This window comes from Halogeometricum borinquense DSM 11551, from assembly GCF_000172995.2.
Taxonomy (GTDB): domain Archaea; phylum Halobacteriota; class Halobacteria; order Halobacteriales; family Haloferacaceae; genus Halogeometricum; species Halogeometricum borinquense.
This window is the reverse complement of record NC_014729.1, coordinates 1,038,271-1,056,408: the sequence shown is the minus strand read 5'-3', so window position 1 is coordinate 1,056,408 and position 18,138 is coordinate 1,038,271. Positions and strand designations below refer to the sequence as shown.

General features: G+C 62.3%; 18 protein-coding genes. 7 read left to right on the top strand and 11 right to left on the bottom strand.

What is annotated here, in order from left to right; genetic code table 11:
- Nucleotides 1–70: 70 nt before the first annotated feature.
- The 5 genes from HBOR_RS05485 to hisD form a co-directional block, all read right to left on the bottom strand.
- Nucleotides 71–415 carry a DUF7116 family protein gene (locus HBOR_RS05485; RefSeq protein ID WP_049890448.1) on the bottom strand — a complete coding sequence of 115 codons (345 nt, stop codon included), beginning with the start codon at nucleotides 413–415 and terminating at the stop codon, nucleotides 71–73.
- 102 nt (nucleotides 416–517) lie between these two features.
- Nucleotides 518–769 carry a DUF5816 domain-containing protein gene (locus HBOR_RS05480; protein ID WP_006053949.1) on the bottom strand — a complete coding sequence of 84 codons (252 nt, stop codon included), beginning with the start codon at nucleotides 767–769 and terminating at the stop codon, nucleotides 518–520.
- 83 nt (nucleotides 770–852) lie between these two features.
- Nucleotides 853–1,218: a HesB/IscA family protein gene (locus HBOR_RS05475; RefSeq protein WP_006053948.1), complete on the bottom strand. Its 366-nt coding sequence runs from the start codon at nucleotides 1,216–1,218 to the stop codon at nucleotides 853–855.
- 43 nt (nucleotides 1,219–1,261) lie between these two features.
- Nucleotides 1,262–2,038 (bottom strand): class I SAM-dependent DNA methyltransferase, encoded by a 777-nt coding sequence (locus HBOR_RS05470; RefSeq protein ID WP_006053947.1) that lies wholly within the window; start codon nucleotides 2,036–2,038, stop codon nucleotides 1,262–1,264.
- Complete coding sequence (hisD, locus tag HBOR_RS05465) at nucleotides 2,039–3,370, bottom strand: histidinol dehydrogenase (protein WP_006053946.1); 1,332 nt, start codon at nucleotides 3,368–3,370, stop codon at nucleotides 2,039–2,041.
- Between the two features lie 195 nt (nucleotides 3,371–3,565).
- On the opposite strand from hisD, the gene HBOR_RS05460 reads away from it, so the two are divergent.
- Nucleotides 3,566–4,375: an endonuclease/exonuclease/phosphatase family protein gene (locus HBOR_RS05460; protein WP_049890447.1), complete on the top strand. Its 810-nt coding sequence runs from the start codon at nucleotides 3,566–3,568 to the stop codon at nucleotides 4,373–4,375.
- A 21-nt stretch (nucleotides 4,376–4,396) separates the two neighbouring features.
- Here HBOR_RS05460 and HBOR_RS05455 read toward each other — a convergent pair whose 3' ends face one another.
- The 3 genes from HBOR_RS05455 to HBOR_RS05445 all read right to left on the bottom strand — a co-directional run bounded on the left by HBOR_RS05455 (nucleotide 4,397) and on the right by HBOR_RS05445 (nucleotide 7,244).
- On the bottom strand, nucleotides 4,397–5,647 hold the full coding sequence (locus HBOR_RS05455; RefSeq protein WP_006053944.1) for an NAD(P)/FAD-dependent oxidoreductase: 1,251 nt from the start codon (nucleotides 5,645–5,647) through the stop codon (nucleotides 4,397–4,399).
- 233 nt (nucleotides 5,648–5,880) lie between these two features.
- A complete protein-coding gene (locus HBOR_RS05450) occupies nucleotides 5,881–6,075 on the bottom strand; it encodes a cold-shock protein (protein WP_006053943.1) in 195 nt (64 codons plus the stop codon).
- Between the two features lie 203 nt (nucleotides 6,076–6,278).
- Entirely contained in the window at nucleotides 6,279–7,244 is a 966-nt protein-coding gene (locus HBOR_RS05445; RefSeq protein ID WP_006053942.1) for an alpha/beta fold hydrolase, read from the bottom strand.
- Between the two features lie 84 nt (nucleotides 7,245–7,328).
- On the opposite strand from HBOR_RS05445, the gene HBOR_RS05440 reads away from it, so the two are divergent.
- The 4 genes from HBOR_RS05440 to HBOR_RS05425 all read left to right on the top strand — a co-directional run bounded on the left by HBOR_RS05440 (nucleotide 7,329) and on the right by HBOR_RS05425 (nucleotide 11,616).
- Entirely contained in the window at nucleotides 7,329–7,982 is a 654-nt protein-coding gene (locus HBOR_RS05440; RefSeq protein WP_006053941.1) for a helix-turn-helix domain-containing protein, read from the top strand.
- Nucleotides 7,983–8,058: 76 nt separating this feature from the next.
- Nucleotides 8,059–9,171 (top strand): pyridoxal-phosphate-dependent aminotransferase family protein, encoded by a 1,113-nt coding sequence (locus HBOR_RS05435; protein ID WP_006053940.1) that lies wholly within the window; start codon nucleotides 8,059–8,061, stop codon nucleotides 9,169–9,171.
- A gap of 151 nt (nucleotides 9,172–9,322) precedes the next feature.
- Nucleotides 9,323–10,642, top strand: a complete 1,320-nt coding sequence (locus HBOR_RS05430) for an FAD-dependent oxidoreductase (protein ID WP_006053939.1) — start codon at nucleotides 9,323–9,325, stop codon at nucleotides 10,640–10,642.
- A 92-nt stretch (nucleotides 10,643–10,734) separates the two neighbouring features.
- Nucleotides 10,735–11,616: a universal stress protein gene (locus HBOR_RS05425; RefSeq protein WP_006053938.1), complete on the top strand. Its 882-nt coding sequence runs from the start codon at nucleotides 10,735–10,737 to the stop codon at nucleotides 11,614–11,616.
- 261 nt (nucleotides 11,617–11,877) lie between these two features.
- Here the strand turns inward: HBOR_RS05425 and HBOR_RS05420 are convergent, their stop codons facing one another.
- A complete protein-coding gene (locus HBOR_RS05420; RefSeq protein WP_006053937.1) occupies nucleotides 11,878–13,269 on the bottom strand; it encodes an NAD(P)/FAD-dependent oxidoreductase in 1,392 nt (463 codons plus the stop codon).
- 213 nt (nucleotides 13,270–13,482) lie between these two features.
- On the opposite strand from HBOR_RS05420, the gene HBOR_RS05415 reads away from it, so the two are divergent.
- Complete coding sequence (locus HBOR_RS05415) at nucleotides 13,483–14,451, top strand: D-2-hydroxyacid dehydrogenase (RefSeq protein ID WP_006053936.1); 969 nt, start codon at nucleotides 13,483–13,485, stop codon at nucleotides 14,449–14,451.
- A 1-nt stretch (nucleotide 14,452) separates the two neighbouring features.
- On the opposite strand, the gene asd is transcribed toward HBOR_RS05415, so the two are convergent.
- On the bottom strand, nucleotides 14,453–15,487 hold the full coding sequence (gene asd / locus HBOR_RS05410) for an aspartate-semialdehyde dehydrogenase (RefSeq protein ID WP_006053935.1): 1,035 nt from the start codon (nucleotides 15,485–15,487) through the stop codon (nucleotides 14,453–14,455).
- Between the two features lie 199 nt (nucleotides 15,488–15,686).
- Between asd and pccA the strand changes: the two genes are divergently transcribed.
- Complete coding sequence (gene pccA / locus HBOR_RS05405; RefSeq protein ID WP_006053934.1) at nucleotides 15,687–17,480, top strand: propionyl-CoA carboxylase biotin carboxylase/biotin-carboxyl carrier subunit; 1,794 nt, start codon at nucleotides 15,687–15,689, stop codon at nucleotides 17,478–17,480.
- Nucleotides 17,481–17,534: 54 nt separating this feature from the next.
- Here pccA and HBOR_RS05400 read toward each other — a convergent pair whose 3' ends face one another.
- Nucleotides 17,535–18,089, bottom strand: coding sequence for a sugar O-acetyltransferase (locus tag HBOR_RS05400; protein WP_006053933.1), 555 nt, complete (start codon nucleotides 18,087–18,089; stop codon nucleotides 17,535–17,537).
- Nucleotides 18,090–18,138 lie beyond the last annotated feature (49 nt).

The following is an 18,138-nucleotide window of genomic DNA, read 5'->3' as shown; positions in this document are numbered from 1 at the left end:
ACTGACCAGTTAGACTGGAAAAATAAAAACGGTCGGCGTTCAGCGCGAGGGAAAACCCACGTTGTCGGCGTTAGCGGGCTTCGGGCAGGACGACATCGTACTGGTCGTGCTGGTCGCTATCGACGCCGATGACCGCCCATTCGTACGATGGGTCGGCGTCTGTAAGCTGTCCGCGAAGATCCCCTGCACCCTCTTTCCACGTGACGAAGCATCGAAACGGATACTCGCGTGCTTCGCCACCGTCTGTAATTGCGCGTCGGCCACGCACGTTCGAGTCGGTGCCGAGTACGGTCACCTGGACGGTCCGCCACTTGCGCTCTGCGACGAACTCGCGTCCATCGCCCGAGACGTCGTAACCGAGTCGATTGAATATCGACCGGGCTTCCTCCGACAGAGGCATGCTGACAGGGGGCATGTAGGGGACGATACCACCCCTCATATCATAAAGGTTGTCACGGATTGTCACACCCTAAAGTATCTATCGGCAGATCTGTTTCTCGGAGGAGGGAGCGACAGATTACTCGTGGGCGGCGTCCCACTCGTCCGGTTTTCGGATGTTGCCGCAGACGTTGCACTCGACACGACCCATCGTATCCATCGCCGTATCCAGCGAGTTGCAGTTACCGCAGAAGTAGCCCCAGCGAGTCGCTCGGTCTTCAGTGACGAAGACGACGAAGAACGGTCCTTGTGCGCCGCGTTCGACCATCCCGCGGTCGATGTACACTGTCCGTCCGTCGTCAGTTTCCGCACATTCGAGTTCGGCAGCCATGGAGGCCGTTTGACCCCCCTGAAGGTTTATGCTGTCGGCTCGTGCAAGCCGGTGGCCAACTGGTGTTAGAACGAATTCCCGCGTCAGGTTCGGAACGATTCGCCACAGCCGCACTCGCTGACGACGTTCGGGTTCTCGACGTGGAAGCCTGCACCCTGTAGCCCGCCCTCAAACTGGAGGGTCGAACCGCCGATGTAGTTCTGACTCGCCGGGTCGATAAACACCCGCAGACCGTTCTGCTTGATGACTGCGTCGTCGTCTTCGGGCTCGTGATCGAAGCGCATCCCGTACGAGAGACCCGCACAACCGCCCTGTTGGACGAATAGTCGGAGACCCGCTACATCCGTGTCCATTCCTTCGGACTCCATCAGTCGGAGGGCTTCCGACGCGGCCGACTCCGTCACCGTCACGGCGGCGTCGGTTCCGCCATCGACCGTCTCGGTACTCATGAGAAAACGTACCAGATACAACCTGTTAACATTGACGCCGGATTCAGGCCTCAGTCTCGACCGGTCGAACCGCGATCACGAGAAACTCGCCATCATCTCCGGCGTCCGTCACGACACGAATATCACTGAATCCGGCCGTTTCGAGCGACTCGCGCACCGATTCGGGGTCGTACACGTTGAACGACGTTCGTTCTGCGGTGACGCCTGTCTCTCCGGTTCGGAGGTCCGTGACGCGGTAGTCGGCGTGGACGACGGGCGGATCGCGCGCCACGTCAACTGACCGTTCGAAAACGTATCTCGCCCCTCGATACGTCTCGACGCCGGACGCGGCAATCGCGCGAGCATCTGAGAGCGCATCGAAAACGAAGATACCGCCCGGTCGAAGCGTCGCGTACGCGCCTTCGCACACCGCAGATAGCGATTGGCGCGCGACGAAGTGGTCGAACGCGCACACCGCGTCGAAGTCGGGACGAACCGGCGGGTCGGTCGGGTCGCCGCAGACCGCCGCCTCTCCGCGCGCGGCGGCGAACGACAGCAGATCCGAATAGCGATCGATACCGAGCGCGGTGTATTCGTCTGACAGTCGGTGCAACAGCGTTCCCGTACCACAGCCCAGTTCGAGGACGCGTTCGACATCCGCGGGCAGACGCGCCCCGAGGAGATCTCCCCACGCGTCCGTCTTCGCCATCTGCTCCGGCGAGATAGCGATTCGCGCCTGCACTGGTGCCAGTGTCGTCGTCAAGGAGTGGTCCGCGTCGGGGTCCGCGATGACACGGGCACAGGCATCGGCGAACGACGGTGGCCGCGGACGGAACGACATCTACTCGTCTTCGAGGCGGGTGCGGACGCTCTCGGCGTGCGCTTCCAACCCCTCGGCTTCGGCCAGTGTGGTAATCGTCTCCGAGAGATCCGAAAGCGCCCCTTCGTCGAGGCGCTGGACGGTCGTCGAACGGAGGAACGTCTCGACAGAGAGTCCGCCGTAGCGCTTTGCGCCGCCGGAAGTTGGGAGGACGTGGTTCGTCCCCGAAGCGTAGTCGCCCGCTGCGACTGGCGTGTGCGGTCCGAGGAAGACGCTCCCTGCGTTCGAGATGCGGTCGAGCAACGCCTCGTCGTCCTCGGCTTGAATCGACAGGTGTTCTGCGGCGTACTCCTCGGCGAACAGCACGGCTTCGGACATCGAACGCGTGACGAGAACGCCGGAGGCGTCGTTCTCGAACGCCTCACGGATGGTCTCCTCGCGCTCGCACCCCGCAATCTGGCGTTCGACGGCCGCGAGAATCGCTTCGGCCGTGTCGGCATCGTCGGTAACGGCGACGACGGAGGCGTTCGGGTCGTGTTCGGCCTGCGCCACCAAGTCGGCGGCGACGAACGCCGGGTCCGCTGTTTCGTCGGCGACGACGAGAATCTCGGATGGCCCGGCGAGGAAGTCGATATCCACGTCGCCACGAACCTCTGCCTTCGCGGCCGTCACCCACTTGTTACCCGGGCCGACCACCTTCTGTACCGCTTTCACCGTTTCCGTCCCGTAGGCGAGGGCGGAGACGGCCTGCGCGCCGCCGACGCTGTAGATTCGATCCGCGCCCGCGACGTGCGCCGCGGCCAGCGTGATGGGATTCATCGGATCGCCCGGCGGCGTGACGACGGCGACGTGTTCGACGCCCGCTACCTTCGCCGGAACGACGCCCATGAGAACGCTGGACGGATACGCCGCCGTCCCGCCGGGAGCGTAGACGCCGACGCGTTCCAGCGGTCGGAATCGACGGCCGAGTTCGCGCGTTCCAGCGGCGCGTTGCTCTCCAGACGCCGCGTCCGCGTCGCCCGCAAGACCGTCGAACGTCTCGCGCCAGTCGTCCGGCAGTTGCCGTTCGTGGAACTCACGGATGTTCGCCGCGGCCGCCTCGATGGACTCGCGCACGTCGTCGTCGATCTCTTCGTATGCGCGTTCGGCGTCGTCGGTCACGTCGAGATTACCGACTTCGACATCGTCGAACTCGCGACAGAAGTTGCGAATCGCTACGTCGCCCTCGTTGCGGACGCGCGAGACGATATCCCGCACGTCCGACTGTACGTCGGTGACGCCGGCGTCTCGTTCGAAGAACGCCACGCGTTCGTCCGGCGAGAGTTCGGCCACCTCCCGAACCTCAAGTTGCATACCGCGCGGTTTGGTGCGTGCGGGTAAGGACGTTCCGGAACCCGTACTGCTGTCGCTCCAAAATCCGTACTGTTGTTGCTTCAAAATCCTGTACTGTTGTCAGACGAAATACACTGTCGCCACCGCCAGGCGGTCCGACAACGCCCTTCTCTCTTGTCGTGGCTCTCTTGTGCCCGGCGTGAGTCGCCCCAACCGATGACAGTCCCTCCAGTTCGCGTGCTGAGTTTCAACGTCCGCTACGACACCGACGACGACGGCCCCGACGCGTGGCCGCACCGCCGCGACGACGCTGTCCGTCTGGTTCGTTACCACCGTCCTGATGTAGTCTGCCTCCAGGAACCGCTCAAACACCAACTCGACGCGTTCCGCGACGGACTCGACGAGTACGAGTGGGTTGCCGTCCCGCGGACGGGCGGGAACGCTGCCGATGCCACCGACTCCAAAGAGACGGACGACGCCGCATCAACCGGCGAGTCCGTACCCGTCGGCTACGACGCCTCTCGATTCTCACTCGAAGACAGCGAGACGTTCTGGCTGTCCGAAACGCCCGAAGAACCGGGGAGCGTTGGCTGGGATGCCACCCTCCCGCGAATCCTCACGCGCGCAACGCTGCAAGGTGAATCAGGTGAGACGTTCCACGTCGCCAGCGTCCACCTCGACAACGACGGAGTGAAGGCACGACTCGAAGGCGCGAAACTCGCCCGCGACCGATTGGCGCAACTCGACGGTCCAGTGATCCTCGCGGGAGATTGCAATGCGACACCTGATTCAGATCCGTACGAGGCGGTAACGGAGGCGTTCGCGGACGCGAGGCACGTCGCCAAACACGGCCACCACGGGCCGGAGAAAACGATGCATCACTTTACTGGCGATCCGACGGAGCGAATCGACTACGTGTTCGTCCGGGAGTGCGACGTACGACTCAGCGCGACGCTCGCTGATCGCACCCGTGAGGGATACCCATCGGACCACTTCCCCGTGGTCGCGGACGTGTTACTGCGGTGAGCAAACACCGTAACCGTGTTCTCACGCGTGTTGCTTTCTGAACTCCCAGTTGTCGGTGTAGGCGTCCAACAGACGCGAGAGCATCGTCGGGTTGGCGGCGAGTTTGGCGAGGAGAACAGGGTGACGGACGAGGCGCGAAAAGGCGTACTTCGGTTCTCTGTCCACCGATTCCACGTCGATACCGGAGACGGCGTCCATCACGCCGCCGAGGATGTCCGGGCGGCCGTCTTCGAGTGCGCCGCGGACGATGTACGCTAGCCGGTACTCGTTTTTCATCCGGTCGTACAGTTCGCTTGCGTAGTCGTCGAGACGGTCCTCCGCGGCAAGTTCCGCGAGTAGATACGACGATTCGACCGCTTGAGAGATCCCTTTGCCGGTAAAGCGGTTAGCGATACCTGCGGCGTCACCGACGCGCGCGATACAGTTCTCGGCGTCCCACGCCCGGTCGGGATCGAGGCTCGGTCCGCGCGGGATAGTGTAGACGTTCATCGCTGAACGGTCCGGGACGGGCCAACCGTTGCGTTCGCACGCGGCGACGAACGACTCGTAGTAGTCGTCCGGCAAGTTGTCTTGTGCCCACCCGATTCCGACGTTCGCGCGCGTCTCTGACTTGGGGAATGCCCACGAGTAGCCGAGATAATTCTCGAACAGGATCAGCGAGTTCGGGTACAGATCCGAGAAATCACCCTCCACGTCCGCGTTCAGCGCGGTCATGCGTCCGGCGTACTCGTCGGTCGTCCCGTCAACCTTACTCGCCATCGACGGTTGCCCCGTCGCGTCCACGACGAGGTCGAACTCCTCGGAGAACTCGCGGAACTGCGCCTTCGTCACGCCGGTTGACTCGCGTACGTCCACGCCGTCTTCGGCCACCTGTTCGGCCCACTTTCGCTCGACTACGTTGCGGTCGGTGACGTAGGCGTCCGTGGACGGGAAAACGCCCTTTCCCGCGAGTGTTCTCGAACCGGTGTCGCCGGTGAACACGTCTACCTCGAACGCGGGCGGTTTGTTGGCAAAGCCGTATTCGGCGGTCTTCGGCAGCGGGATGGCGTCGGCACCGGTCATCGCCTCGCCGCAGTTGACTCGCTTTTCGGCGTACGACTGGCGCTCGTACAGTACGACCTCCCAGTCGAGTGCGCGGAGGGCGTGAGCGGCGGCGAGTCCGGCCATGGCTCCACCAACGACGACGGCCGAACCGCCCGTCTTGCGGGCGGTGCGACGCGTCGAGGGATCGAGTCGGGAAACGAACGGGTCCGACTCGTCGGACACTGTCATGCGCTTTCGTTGTCGTTGGGCGACAAAAAAGACACTGAGATGGCGAGACGGCGGCGTGGTGGCCTTCAAAGAGCTCCATCAAGCGAAGTCACTCACCGTCGTCAGTGTACTCGTGTGAGTCGTACGGATCGCATACTGCCACTCGCTAGTGACGTAACTACGTACGTTGTATCATTCGTAAAATCAGAACCCTGTACGTCCGTCCGCCGCCCGTTGCGGCGTTTCGTCCCGAGTTACAGGCGCGTCAGGTTCGTCGCGCGCGGACCCTTGGGGGCATCTTCAATTTCAAACTCTACATCCGTTCCCTCTTCGAGGTCCTCGCCGCCGATGTCTTCCATGTGGAAGAACACGTCGTCGTCAGCGTCGTCCGTCGAAATGAAACCGTAACCGCCTGTGTCGTTGAAGAAATCAACGTTACCTTTCGCCATTGCATATAGACACAACTGCGGTATATGTATAAACCTTCCGAGATACGTAGAGACACACGGAATATTTAGACATTTGTTCTAGACTCTTCAAAAAGAGCCAGAATTGTGATGCATTGTCGGTTCGAGTCGTAATCCTCGTCGGGGTTCGTCGCTCTAGCCGTTGTTTCTGTGGAAACGGCGGTTCGAACGCAGGGTATCGTCGGCTACGAGCGAGACGCCGAGTGGCCCGCGTTCGACGTTGATTCCACAGATTCGATTTCGTTCCCATCGGACTCTCGGCCGTACTCTTCGAGAATCCGATCACCGCTCTGCAGAAGCGTTCGCAGATGGTCGGCGTCGTCCAATACAGTCAGCGTCGCGTCCGGCAACTGCTCTGCAAGCCGTTGTGCGCCTTCGACAGGCACGTTGCTGTCCCGCCCACCGTGCCACAACTGCACTGCTGACGTGACGTTCCCGGTCGAGAAATCCCATTCCCGCGCGAGCGTCCGCGTTTCAGCGACGAACCCGCTCCGGTGATTCGCCAACGCCTCTACGAAGTCGCGCTTGACGAGTTCGGATACCGCCGAGGAGATGCCGTCGGCGTCTCGCGAGTCGGTGTACTGCGAGACGACCGCCGAAGGGTCCGACCGCGCCACCAGCACCGACTGCAGTCTCGATAACCCACGTGCGAGCGTCGGCGTCGCGCTCGCCAAGATTTCGAGAACGCGAAGCGCCAGCGGCGGCGACTCTCTACGTGATGGCGGGACCGCACCTGCGACGACATCAACGCGCTGGACACGCTCGCCGTGCGTCGCCGCGACGGCGAGTGCGTGCGGGCCGCCGCCGGAGAATCCGACGACGCCGGCACGCGACACACCCGCGTCGTCCAATACAGCGGTGACGAACGACCCCGTATCACTCAGCGTCCGCGCCGGCCACGGATCCGAACGGCCGTATCCCGGTCGGTCGAGTGCGAGGAGACGGACGCCGTCGCGCCGTGCCCGTTCGTCGAAGATCTCTCCCAGAAGACGCGAACCCGGCGTCCCATGAAGGAACACGACCGGTACGCCGTCGGAATCCCCGTACTCGGCGTATGCGACATCCCGACCATCGCTTACGCTGACAGTCCGAACGTCGGCACCCCCCGCGGCGTCGTCTCCGCCCATTCGCGTTGCGTGTCCGTTTGCCATCGGATACGTGTTCTTACTCCTCGTCAGTGATTGAACTGCCGGACTGGTGCGGTATTTTATAAGTCACCGCGTCAGTTCTCCAGTGTGAAACGCGTCGCGTTCGGCGTCAGCTACCCGACCGAACTCGCCCATCCGATTCACCGCCGACTCGCGCTGACCGACGGTGTCTCGCGCATGGAGCTGTTGATCTGGGGACCGACAGCGAACGTGACGACGCTCTCGTGGTTCGACACCGACCCCGAGACGGTGCGGGAGTTGCTCACTGCGGTCGGCACCCTTTCAGCCGTGAGTCTGGTCGCGGGCGACGACGGAACGTACGCGTTCGCCCATCAGACGGGGTTCGAGTTCGACGACGACGTTCTCGACCTCCTCGCATCAGCGAGCGTGGTGTTTCTCCCGCCGGTGACGTTCTTCGAGGACGGTACCGCAACGTTCGAAGCCGTCGGGGAAACGGCTGACTTGAGTGATTTCTACCGCCAACTGGGGACGCTCCTCGACGTGCGAATCGAGCGCGTCCACGATTTTCAGCGAGGGTCGAATCCGGCGAATCTGACGACACGGCAGCAGTCGGCGTTGGAGGCGGCGGTGGCCGTCGGCTACTACGACGTACCACGCACCGGCACCGTCGAAGCTGTGGCCGCCGAACTCGACTGTGCGAAGAGTACCGCGGGCGAACTGCTACGGAAGGCGGAGTCGGCCGTCGTCACGCAGTTCACGGACGGGTCGCTCGTAAAGTGACATCGTGTGCGACCCGGTCAGGAATCAAAAGTACCATGCCATCGCCCGTCACAGTAGAGCGTACTCAGGTGGTTATGTGACCGAGAAACGCGAATACAAAGACGACTATCCGGACAAGAAACTGTATATCCCGGGTCCGACCGAGGTGCGCGAGGACGTGATCGAGGCGATGTGCGAACCGATGTTCGGTCACCGGATGGACCGGATGACCGACCTGTACACGACCATCGTCGAGGACACGAAGGAGTTCCTCGGAACCGACAACGACGTGATTATCCTCACGGCATCGGGGACGGAGTTCTGGGAGGCGTCTACGCTCAATCTCGTAGACGAAAACATCCTCGTGGCGACCTGTGGGAGTTTCAGCGAGCGCCACGCCAACGTGGCCGAACGCTTGGGCAAGAACGTTGATCGACTCGAATACGACTGGGGACAGGCCGTCAAACCCGAAGACGTGCGCGAGGCGCTGGAGCGCAGCGACAAGCACTACGATGTCGTCGCCTGCGTGATGAACGAGAGTTCGACCGGCGTCCGGAATCCCATCGAGGAGATCGGCGACGTGATCGCCGAATATCCGGACACCTACTTCGTCGTTGACGCGGTGTCGTCGCTGGGTGGCGACTACGTCGATATCGACGAACACAACATCGATGTCATCTTCGCATCGTCGCAGAAGGCGTTCGCCATGCCGCCGGGCGTGGCCGTCTGCGCCGTCAGCAACGACGCCTATGAACGCGAACTGGAGACGGACTCGGCGTCGTGGTACGGCGGATTCCAGCGCTCGCTCGACTACTACGACCGGAAGGGTCAGACTCACTCGACGCCGGCGATTCCCATCATGCTGGCCTACCGCAAGCAGATGAAACACATGCTCGAAGAGAGCCACGAGGAACGCAGTCGGCGTCACCGAGAGATGGCCGAGTACACCCGCGAGTGGGCGCGCAACCACTTCGATATGTTCCCCGAAGACGGGTACGAGTCCCAGACGGTGAGTTGTATCGAGAACACGCGCGGAATCGACGTGGCTGCAACCATCGAGGAAGTCTCTGCGAAGTACGACATGGTCTTCTCGAACGGCTACGGGTCGGCACTCGGTGAGAAGACGTTCCGCATCGGGCACATGGGCGAACACGACGTAGCGAGCATCGAAGCCCTGACCGACGCTATCGAAGACGTCGCTGATCTCTAAGTCGGCACCTTCTCTGGGGCGACTCGGGACGCCGACGAACGACGGTTGACCGTCGTCGTCACCGAAAACGGTTGGACGTTCGCTCGCCCGGAACGGGTGGATACGGGACCACCCACTGACACTTTTGTCGAACGAACGGTTCGTCTGAACTATGCGACGGTCCCATCCCGACGTACTGATCGTCGGCGGCGGTTTAGCTGGACTGACGCTGGCGAACTACCTACGGCGGCAAGGCCGCGAACCGACTGTCGTCGAACAAGCCCCCGAGTGGCGGACGACTGGATATGGGCTCGGACTCTGGCGTGACGGCATCACCGTCCTCGAAGAACTCGACCGCGCAGCGGCGGTCCGACGGCGTGCGACTGATCCCGACAGCTTCGCGGTTCGGGCGAGCGACGGAGGCGTCCTCTCGCACGTGTCGATCCCCGCGACGAAAACGCTCCTGTTAGTCATCCATCGGGCTGATTTGCACGCCGCCCTCCGAGAGACGGTTCCCGACGACTGGATTCGGATGGGAACGACGCCCGAACGTATCGAAGAACAGCGCGATGGTGTCACCGTCGCGTTCGACGACGGCACGACCGAGCAGTTCGACCTCGTCGTGGGTGCCGACGGCGTCCATTCGGCCGTCCGACGACTGTGCTTCGACGACTGGACGAAACGGGAGTTCGACACCTACGTCTGGTCGCTGTGGACCGAACAGGACACCGACATCGGGTCGGAGATGGTCAGCGTCTGGGGACCCGGAAGCGAGGGATTCGTCGCACGCGTCGGCGACCGGGTCGGATTCAACCTCGCGGCCCGACTCGACGCGCTACCGGAGACTCCGGCGCGCGATGTACTGCGGACACACGCCGAGCGAATCGGATGGAAACTGCCGAGCCTCCTCGATGCCACCGACGATGACCCGTTCTTCGACCGAATTCGAGACGTAGCCTGCGAGCGATGGCACGGCGACCGCGTGGTCCTCATCGGTGACGCCGCTCACGCCGTTCACCCGATCTCCGGAATGGGTGCATCACTCGCGTTGCAGGATGCGCGTTCTCGCACAGGAACTCTCGACCGCTCGTCCCGGCGACCTGTCGTCGGCCTTCGACCGGTTCGAGCGTCGCCGCCGCGACGACGTACGGCGCGTCAAGCGCGAGGCGCGTTTCGAGGCCGCCGCGACGTTTCTCGAATCACCAACGCTGCGCAGCGTACGAAACGCGGTCGTCCGCCACACACCCCTGTTCGAGACGTTCGTGAAACGCCGAGCAGTCGAGTGATCGGCGTTTGCTGTCGCTCACTATCCGTCAGCCAGAAAACGGAGTTTTGGCTCGGTGACGCTACGTCTATGAACTCGTCCTGTCGTTGTAGCTGTTCGATGCCGACGTTTCCGAGGACGATCACACCGCAACTCTGCAGATCCGAGTCTGCCGATTTGATGGCGGACTTGAACGTGTCCACGTGCGGGATGAAAGCGCTTGCGTAGTCCCGGGATAGCAATTGCACAGTTCATTCCAGTCAGCCAACGAGATTCCAGTCCACTCCCGTTTTTTCTGTCTTCGGACCGTCATTGAGGCCATGTTCGAACAGATTCTCTTTCCCACAGACGGCAGTAACGGGGCAGTGGTCGCTTTCGATCACGTCTTAGATCTCGCAGTCCGTCACAACGCGACAGTACATCTCCTCAACGTCGCAGATACGACACAGAGTAGCGTCCTGCGGAGACAGGACGACGATGTTGAGACACTCGTACAGGAGGGTGAGAGAACTGTTCGCGAGGCAGAAAATAACGCCCAGCAACGTGATGTAGACACCGTCACAGAGGTAACGTCGGGAGAACCGTACCGCGAGATCATCGACTACAGTGAAACGCATGAGATCGATCTCGTCGTCATGCCAACACACGGGCGGCAAGGGCTTGAACGATTTCTGATCGGCAGCACGACCGAGCGAGTTGTCCGTCGAGCAAACGTTCCCGTACTCACGATTCGACCCGACGACGACGGGACGATCACCTACCCGTATCAGGACGTACTCGTTCCGACCGACGGGAGCAACTGTGCGAATCAAGCGCTCTCCGTCGGCGTTGCTGTTGCAGACGCCGAGGGAGCCGAACTGCATCTTCTCTCCGCTATTGCCATCGCAGCGCTGGGAGTCGATGTCCGTGTGGATGTTCAGATGGAGATGCTGGAGGAAAGCGCCCAGCAACTGATTGACGACGCTGCGGCGTTCGCGGCAGACGCCGGCGTGGAACCAACCTCGAAAGCGGTCGAATACGGACCATCGATTCATCAAACGATTCTCACGTATATCGAAGAACAGGATATCGACCTCGTCGTCGTCGGCACTCACGGGCGAACGGGCTTTGACCGATATCTGCTAGGCAGCGTCACTGATTATCTCGTTCGCACGTCGCCGATTCCCGTACTGACCGTTCGAGCACCCGAGTCCGACTCGTAGCTCACGCGTTTTATACAGAAATGTCGCCCGAGACACTAACGACCGGCGTCATCCCGTGGCGGCGTGCCGTGTCGGCCGGGAAACCCTCGTGTCAGGCGGCCCGTCTTTGCGGCGCGGACTTCCGTGATGTCGCACACCTGGGTTCTCCGCCAGTTCATCGCTCCCGTAGTGGGATCACTCGGGCGGGGACTAATGGTGTGCAGAAGGACGTAGCGCGTCCACGATAAAGGCGGTTCCGACTCGTCACAGACCGCTGTCGGCTTACGAATCGGCGTACGCGTACTCGTCTTCGGACAACTGGACGTACTTGTCGCTGCGGGACTTGTACTTCGCTTTCTTGTACTGCGTGGCCACGCGTCCGACCGACAGGCCCGCACGGACGGTACCCATGTTCAGGTCGAACAGTTTGTCCGAGGAACTTTCCATCATCTTCCGTGCGGCGGCGAAGCCGCGGTCCCAGTCGTCGGGACCGTAGCCGCGGACGACATCCGCGAAGGCGACGTTTCGGCGCACTTCGTCGCCGATGGCAGCTTTCCAGCGGTCGTTGTACGTCGAGAGGTCGCCGGAAGCGGCGAGTTCGCCTGCGATGGCACCGGTCCGAACGGCGACGTGGTCGCCGCCCTCGTGGAACGCCGAGGTGGCACCCATCGCACCGCCGGTGACGGCGATCCCCACGTCAGTCGGGGAGTCGATGGGCCGTGTCGAGGAGATAGCGTACGTTTCCGTCCCCTTCGATTTGCCTCGGCCCTCAACGATGGGGAAGTCCGCCTCGATATCGTACTCGTCGCCGTACTCCTGTTCGAGCAAGCGTCGGATGTACTCTTTCCCGTTCGGAATCCGCTCGTCGCTCTCGCGGAGGAGTTCGTACTTCTCGCGCGCCTCGATATCCGAGAGGTCCATCCCGATGGGCATCGTCAGGCCGATACGAGCCACGTTGTCGTCGTTCGGGAAGATCCACGGGTAAGCGGTGTGACCGGGCATGTATCCCCACCAGAACTTGATGGCACCCTCGACATCGCGGGCGACCGCTTCGGGCAGGCGACGGTGTTCTTGGTAGGCGATGTGGTTCACCTTCGTCGTCGCCAGTCGGTCGGTGATGTCGAACGGGAGGAACCGGTCCAGTACCTTGTTAGTCACTTGTCGCTGCGGGCCATCAGCGAGGACGACGAAATCGGCCTCGATATCCTCACCGGAGGCGAGGCGGACGGTGTGCCGCGGCGACCCGTCGCGGTCCGACTCAACGTCGCGGACGGAGACGTTCACGCGGTACTCTGCACCTGCCGTCTCGGCGCGGTTACGGAGGAAGTCGTCGAACCGCGCGCGGTGCATGCAAAATCCGAAGTGGTCGTAGGAAGTGTCAAAGCCGGTCTCCCGGAGGATAAGTGACTCGTTGGGGCCGATGAACTCCGCCCGGTCTAACGTCGAAAGGACGACGTCGTCGGGCATCTCGTCGGGATGGATATCCATGATATCCACCCAGTAGTCGAGAATCCCCGCGGCGTCCGTCGAGTCGGGACCGAGGCGGTCGGGGCGGTCCGCCCGCGGTACCCCTTTCTCCAACACCACCGCCGATGCACCCGACTCCGCGGCGGCGTGTGCGGCGGCCGACCCGGCGGGGCCGCCACCGACGACTGCAACGTCGAATCGCTCCATGTCGCTACACCTTCGTCGGTTCGGTATTAAACCCCCTGAACTGGTGACGGGATGAGACTGTCAAGCGTTCGCGGACGAACACTCCGTGTTCACAGTAGAACGACCGTCCAGCCCTCCGGCCGATCATGGCGCTGAATCGCGGCCGACGAAGCGAACCGGAACTCGTTGTCGGATGTGGTGGACCTTTGTAGCCGTTTTCGAAACGTGAGGACAATGCGTTCACACGAGTCGCCGGACGTTGCGGTGCTTCGACAGAAGATTCACGGACTGCCGGCCGAGGAATACGTGGAGACGCTTCGAGACCGACTGCCGGAGCAGACCGTTGCCCTCGCACGGACGCCCGTTGAGGAGCGCGAACTGCTGAAACGTGCTTCCGTCGCCACCGGATTCACGCTGGACGAGAACACACTCGCCCACGCGGAGCATCTCGACCTGTTCGCCTGCGTCTTCGCCGGAACCGGACATCTTCCGCTGGAGGCGTTCGAGGAACACGACATCGCCGTCACAAACGCCGCGGGGGTTCACGGTCCCAACATCGCAGAACAGGTCATCGGAAGCATTCTCTCTTTCACCCGGCGGTTCCACGTCGCGTGGCGACGAAACGAACACAACGAGTGGCGGTCGTACCCGACGTACGAACTACAGGGCTCGACGGTGGCGATTCTCGGTCTCGGCGCGATTGGGAAAGCTACCGTAGAGCGTCTCGACCCGTTCGGCGTGGAAACTATCGGCGTCCGATACACGCCCGAGAAAGGTGGCCCGACGGACGAGGTAGTCGGATTCGAGGACAAAGCAGCCTTCTACGACGCTCTCGCGCGGTCGGATTACGTCGTCGTCGCTTGTCCGCTCACCGAGACAACGCGGGGACTCATCGACGCGGATGCCTTCCGGTCGATGCCCCCCGAAGCCGTCCTCGTCAACGTCGGTCGCGGTCCCATCGTGGACACAGACGCACTTCTCGATGCTATCCGAACCAACGATATCCGCGGTGCGGCCCTCGACGTGACCGACCCCGAGCCCCTGCCGGACGACCACGAACTGTGGACCTTCGACAACGTTCTCATCACGCCTCACAACTCCGGCCACACGCCGAAGTACTGGGAACGAATGGCCGACATCGTCGCTGAGAACGTCGAGCGGTTGTCGGCAGGCGAGGAGGAACTGCAGAATCAGGTCGTCTAACCTACACCCAGCCCTCTTCGACGAGCAGTTCGCCGTTGAGGAGAGAGGCACCGGCCGCGCCGCGAATCGTGTTGTGTGCGAGGCAGTTGTACTTCAGGCCGTTCGCCGTCTCGTGAAGGCCGCCCGCGCAGATCTGCATCCCGTCGCCGCGTTCGCGGTCCAGACGGGGTTGCGGTCGCGCGGGATCTTCGAAGACGTGGATGAGTTGGTCGGGTGCGCTGTGAAGGTCAACGCCGGAGTACTCGCGCATCGCTTCGGCCGCCTCATCAGGCGTCACGTCTTCTGCCGTCTCGGCGAACACGTTCTCCAAGTGCCCGTCGAGCGTCGGGATGCGGTTGCAGGAGGCGGCGACATCCATCTCGTGGAGGCTCACGTCCGTGCCATCGAACTCCCCGAGGAGTTTGCGGGATTCGGTCTCCATCTTGTTCTCCTCGCCACCGATATGCGGGATGGCGTTGTCGATAATTTCCATCGACGTGACGCCGGAGTAGCCCGCACCGGAGACGGCTTGCAGCGTAGAGACGTGAACCGATTCGAGACCGAACTGGTCGAGGGCGGCCAGCGTCGGCACCATCGTGATGGTCGAACAGTTCGGGTTCTTCACGAGCGCGCCGTCCCAGCCGCGCTCGTCACGCTGAACCTCGATGAGGTCCAGATGACCGGGGTTGATTTCGGGGATGGTCAGCGGAACGTCAGGGGCCATCCGGTCGTTCGATGAGTTCGAGGAGACGACGTAGCCCTCGTGGAGGAACTCGGGTTCGATTTCGGTGGCGACGCCAGAGGGTAACGAGGAGAACAGCAAGTCAACGTCGTTCGGGACCGCTTCGGGCGTCGTCGCGGTGACCTTCATCTCGGCCACGTCGTCCGGAATGGGCGTATTGACGCGCCACTTGGCCGCTTCCGCGTACGTCTTGCCCGCGCTCGCTTCGCTCGCGGTCAACGCCGCGAGCTCGAAGGTCGGGTGTCCGTCGAGGAGCTGAATGAATCGCTGTCCGACCGCACCGGTCGCGCCGAGGATACCGACTTGTACTGTCATTGCCGTGTTTTTCCGTGGCACACCCATAAGGCCGTTTGGATTCGGGTCGTATTTAACGAATGTTCACATTATTCGGCGTTCGAGAACGTCGGCGGGACGTTCGTCCAGTCGTCCGATTCTACTATTCGACATCTGTCGAACCTATCACGCGTTTCGGAACCGATAGAATGAGGTGCCGTCTTCGGGTATAACTCGGTAAATGTTCAGTAAGGTTCTCGTCGCCAATCGCGGTGAAATTGCTGTCCGCGTAATGCGGGCATGCAAGGAATTGGGCATTCGAACCGTCGCCGTCTACAGCGATGCTGACAAGCACTCCGGACACGTGCGGTACGCCGACGAGGCGTACAACATTGGTCCTGCCCGCGCCGCAGACTCTTATCTGGACCACGAAGCAGTCATCGAAGCGGGCGAGAAGGCCGGTGCCGACGCCGTCCACCCCGGATACGGCTTCCTCGCGGAGAACGCCGAGTTCGCCGCCAAAGTCGAGGAGTCGGAGATGACGTGGGTCGGTCCCTCCGCCGCCGCCATGGAACGTCTCGGTGAGAAGACGAAAGCACGCGCCCTGATGCAGAAAGCCGACGTGCCGGTCGTTCCGGGGACGACTGAACCCGTCGAGTCTGCCGAGGAGGTAAAGGAAATTGCGGACGAGTACGGCTACCCCGTCGCGATCAAGGCCGAAGGTGGCGGTGGCGGCCGCGGTCTGAAAGTCGTCCACAACGAGGACGAAGTCGAAGACCAACTCGAAACCGCACAGCGTGAGGGTGAGGCGTACTTCGACAACGCCTCCGTCTACGTCGAAAAGTACCTCGAAGCGCCGCGACACATCGAAGTCCAGATTCTCGCCGACAAACACGGCAACGTCCGGCATCTCGGTGAGCGTGACTGTTCCCTCCAGCGCCGCCACCAGAAGGTCATCGAGGAGGCCCCCTCGCCCGCACTTGACGACGACCTGCGCGAACGCATCGGCGAGGCGGCCCGCCGCGGTGTCGATGCCGCAGACTACACGAACGCCGGGACGGTGGAGTTCCTCGTCGAGGACGGCGAGTTCTACTTCATGGAGGTCAACACCCGGATTCAGGTCGAACACACCGTCACCGAGCAGGTGACCGGAATCGACGTGGTGAAATGGCAACTACGCGTCGCCGCCGGCGAGGAACTGGCCTTCTCGCAGGACGACGTGGAGATCGACGGCCACTCGATGGAGTTCCGCATCAACGCCGAAAACGCCGCAAACGACTTCGCCCCGGCGACTGGCGGCACACTGGAGACGTACGATCCGCCGGGCGGTATCGGCGTCCGCATGGACGATGCGCTCCGACAGGGTGACGACTTGGTGACGGACTACGACTCGATGATCGCGAAACTCATCGTCACCGCGGGCGACAGAGAGGAATGTATTATCCGCTCCGAACGCGCCCTCGAAGAGTTCGACATCGATGGCTTCCACACCATCATCCCGTTCCACCGACTGATGCTCACCGACGAGACGTTCCGGGCGGGCGAACACACGACGAAGTACCTTGACGAAGAACTGGACACCTCGCGCATCGAACAGGCCGTCGAGAAGTGGGGGCTTGCCGAATCCGGCGACGACGAGGAAGAAGAGGTCACAGAACGTGACTTCACCGTCGAAGTGAACGGCAAGCGCTTCGAGGTCAGCCTCGAAGAACGCGGCGCACCCGCGATTCCGACTCCCGCGGGCGGCAGTAGTGGTTCCACGCGGTCCCGCCCCGACGTTGCCGAGTCCGACGAAGAAGAGGAAGTCGTCATCGAAGGCGACGGCGAACAGATCGCCGCCGAGATGCAAGGTACTATCCTCTCCGTCGATGTCGAGGAGGGCGACGAAGTCGCCTCCGGCGATGTGGTGTGCGTCCTCGAAGCGATGAAGATGGAGAACGACGTGGTCGCCGAACGCGGCGGCACCGTCTCGCAGATCCTCGTCGGCGAAGGCGATAGCGTCGATATGGGCGACGTGCTGGTCGTCCTCGAATAGACGCGCAGCCGCGGTACTCCGTTCGGAGAGGTCGTCTCACTCCGAACGTATCCGCTACAGTTCTTTGACGATTTTCGCAGGGTTCCCCTGCACGACGACTTCGCTCGGCACGTCCTCGGTGACGACGGCACCCGAAGCAACCACGCTATCGTCGCCGACGGTTACGCCGGGGTTGAGAACGGCGTTTCCGCCGATCCACACGCGGTCGCCGACAGTGACAGGTTTGCCGTACTCCTTGCCCGAGGTGCGTTCTGCGGCATCCAGCGGATGTGTCGCGGTGTAGACGTGGACACCCGGTGCGAGCATACAGTCGTCTCCGAACTCCACGCGGCAGACATCGAGTATCACGCAGTCGAAGTTGGCGAAGAAATCGTCACCGACGTGGATGTTGTAGCCGTAGTCGCAGTTGAACGGTGGTTCGATCTCCGGGTTCTCACCGACGGAGCCGAGTAACTCCCGAAGGATGGCCTCGCGGCGCTCGTCCTCTCCTTCCCATGTGGCGTTGTACTCGCGCGTCAGTCGTCGAGCGGCGAGTCGTTCCTCTGCCAGCGTCGGATCTGTCGGGTCGTAGCGGTCCCCGGCAAGCATCTTTTCTTTCTCGGAGGGCATCATCTCAGTCTCGTCGCCCGACGACTTCGGTCTTGCGTGCAGAACCGCG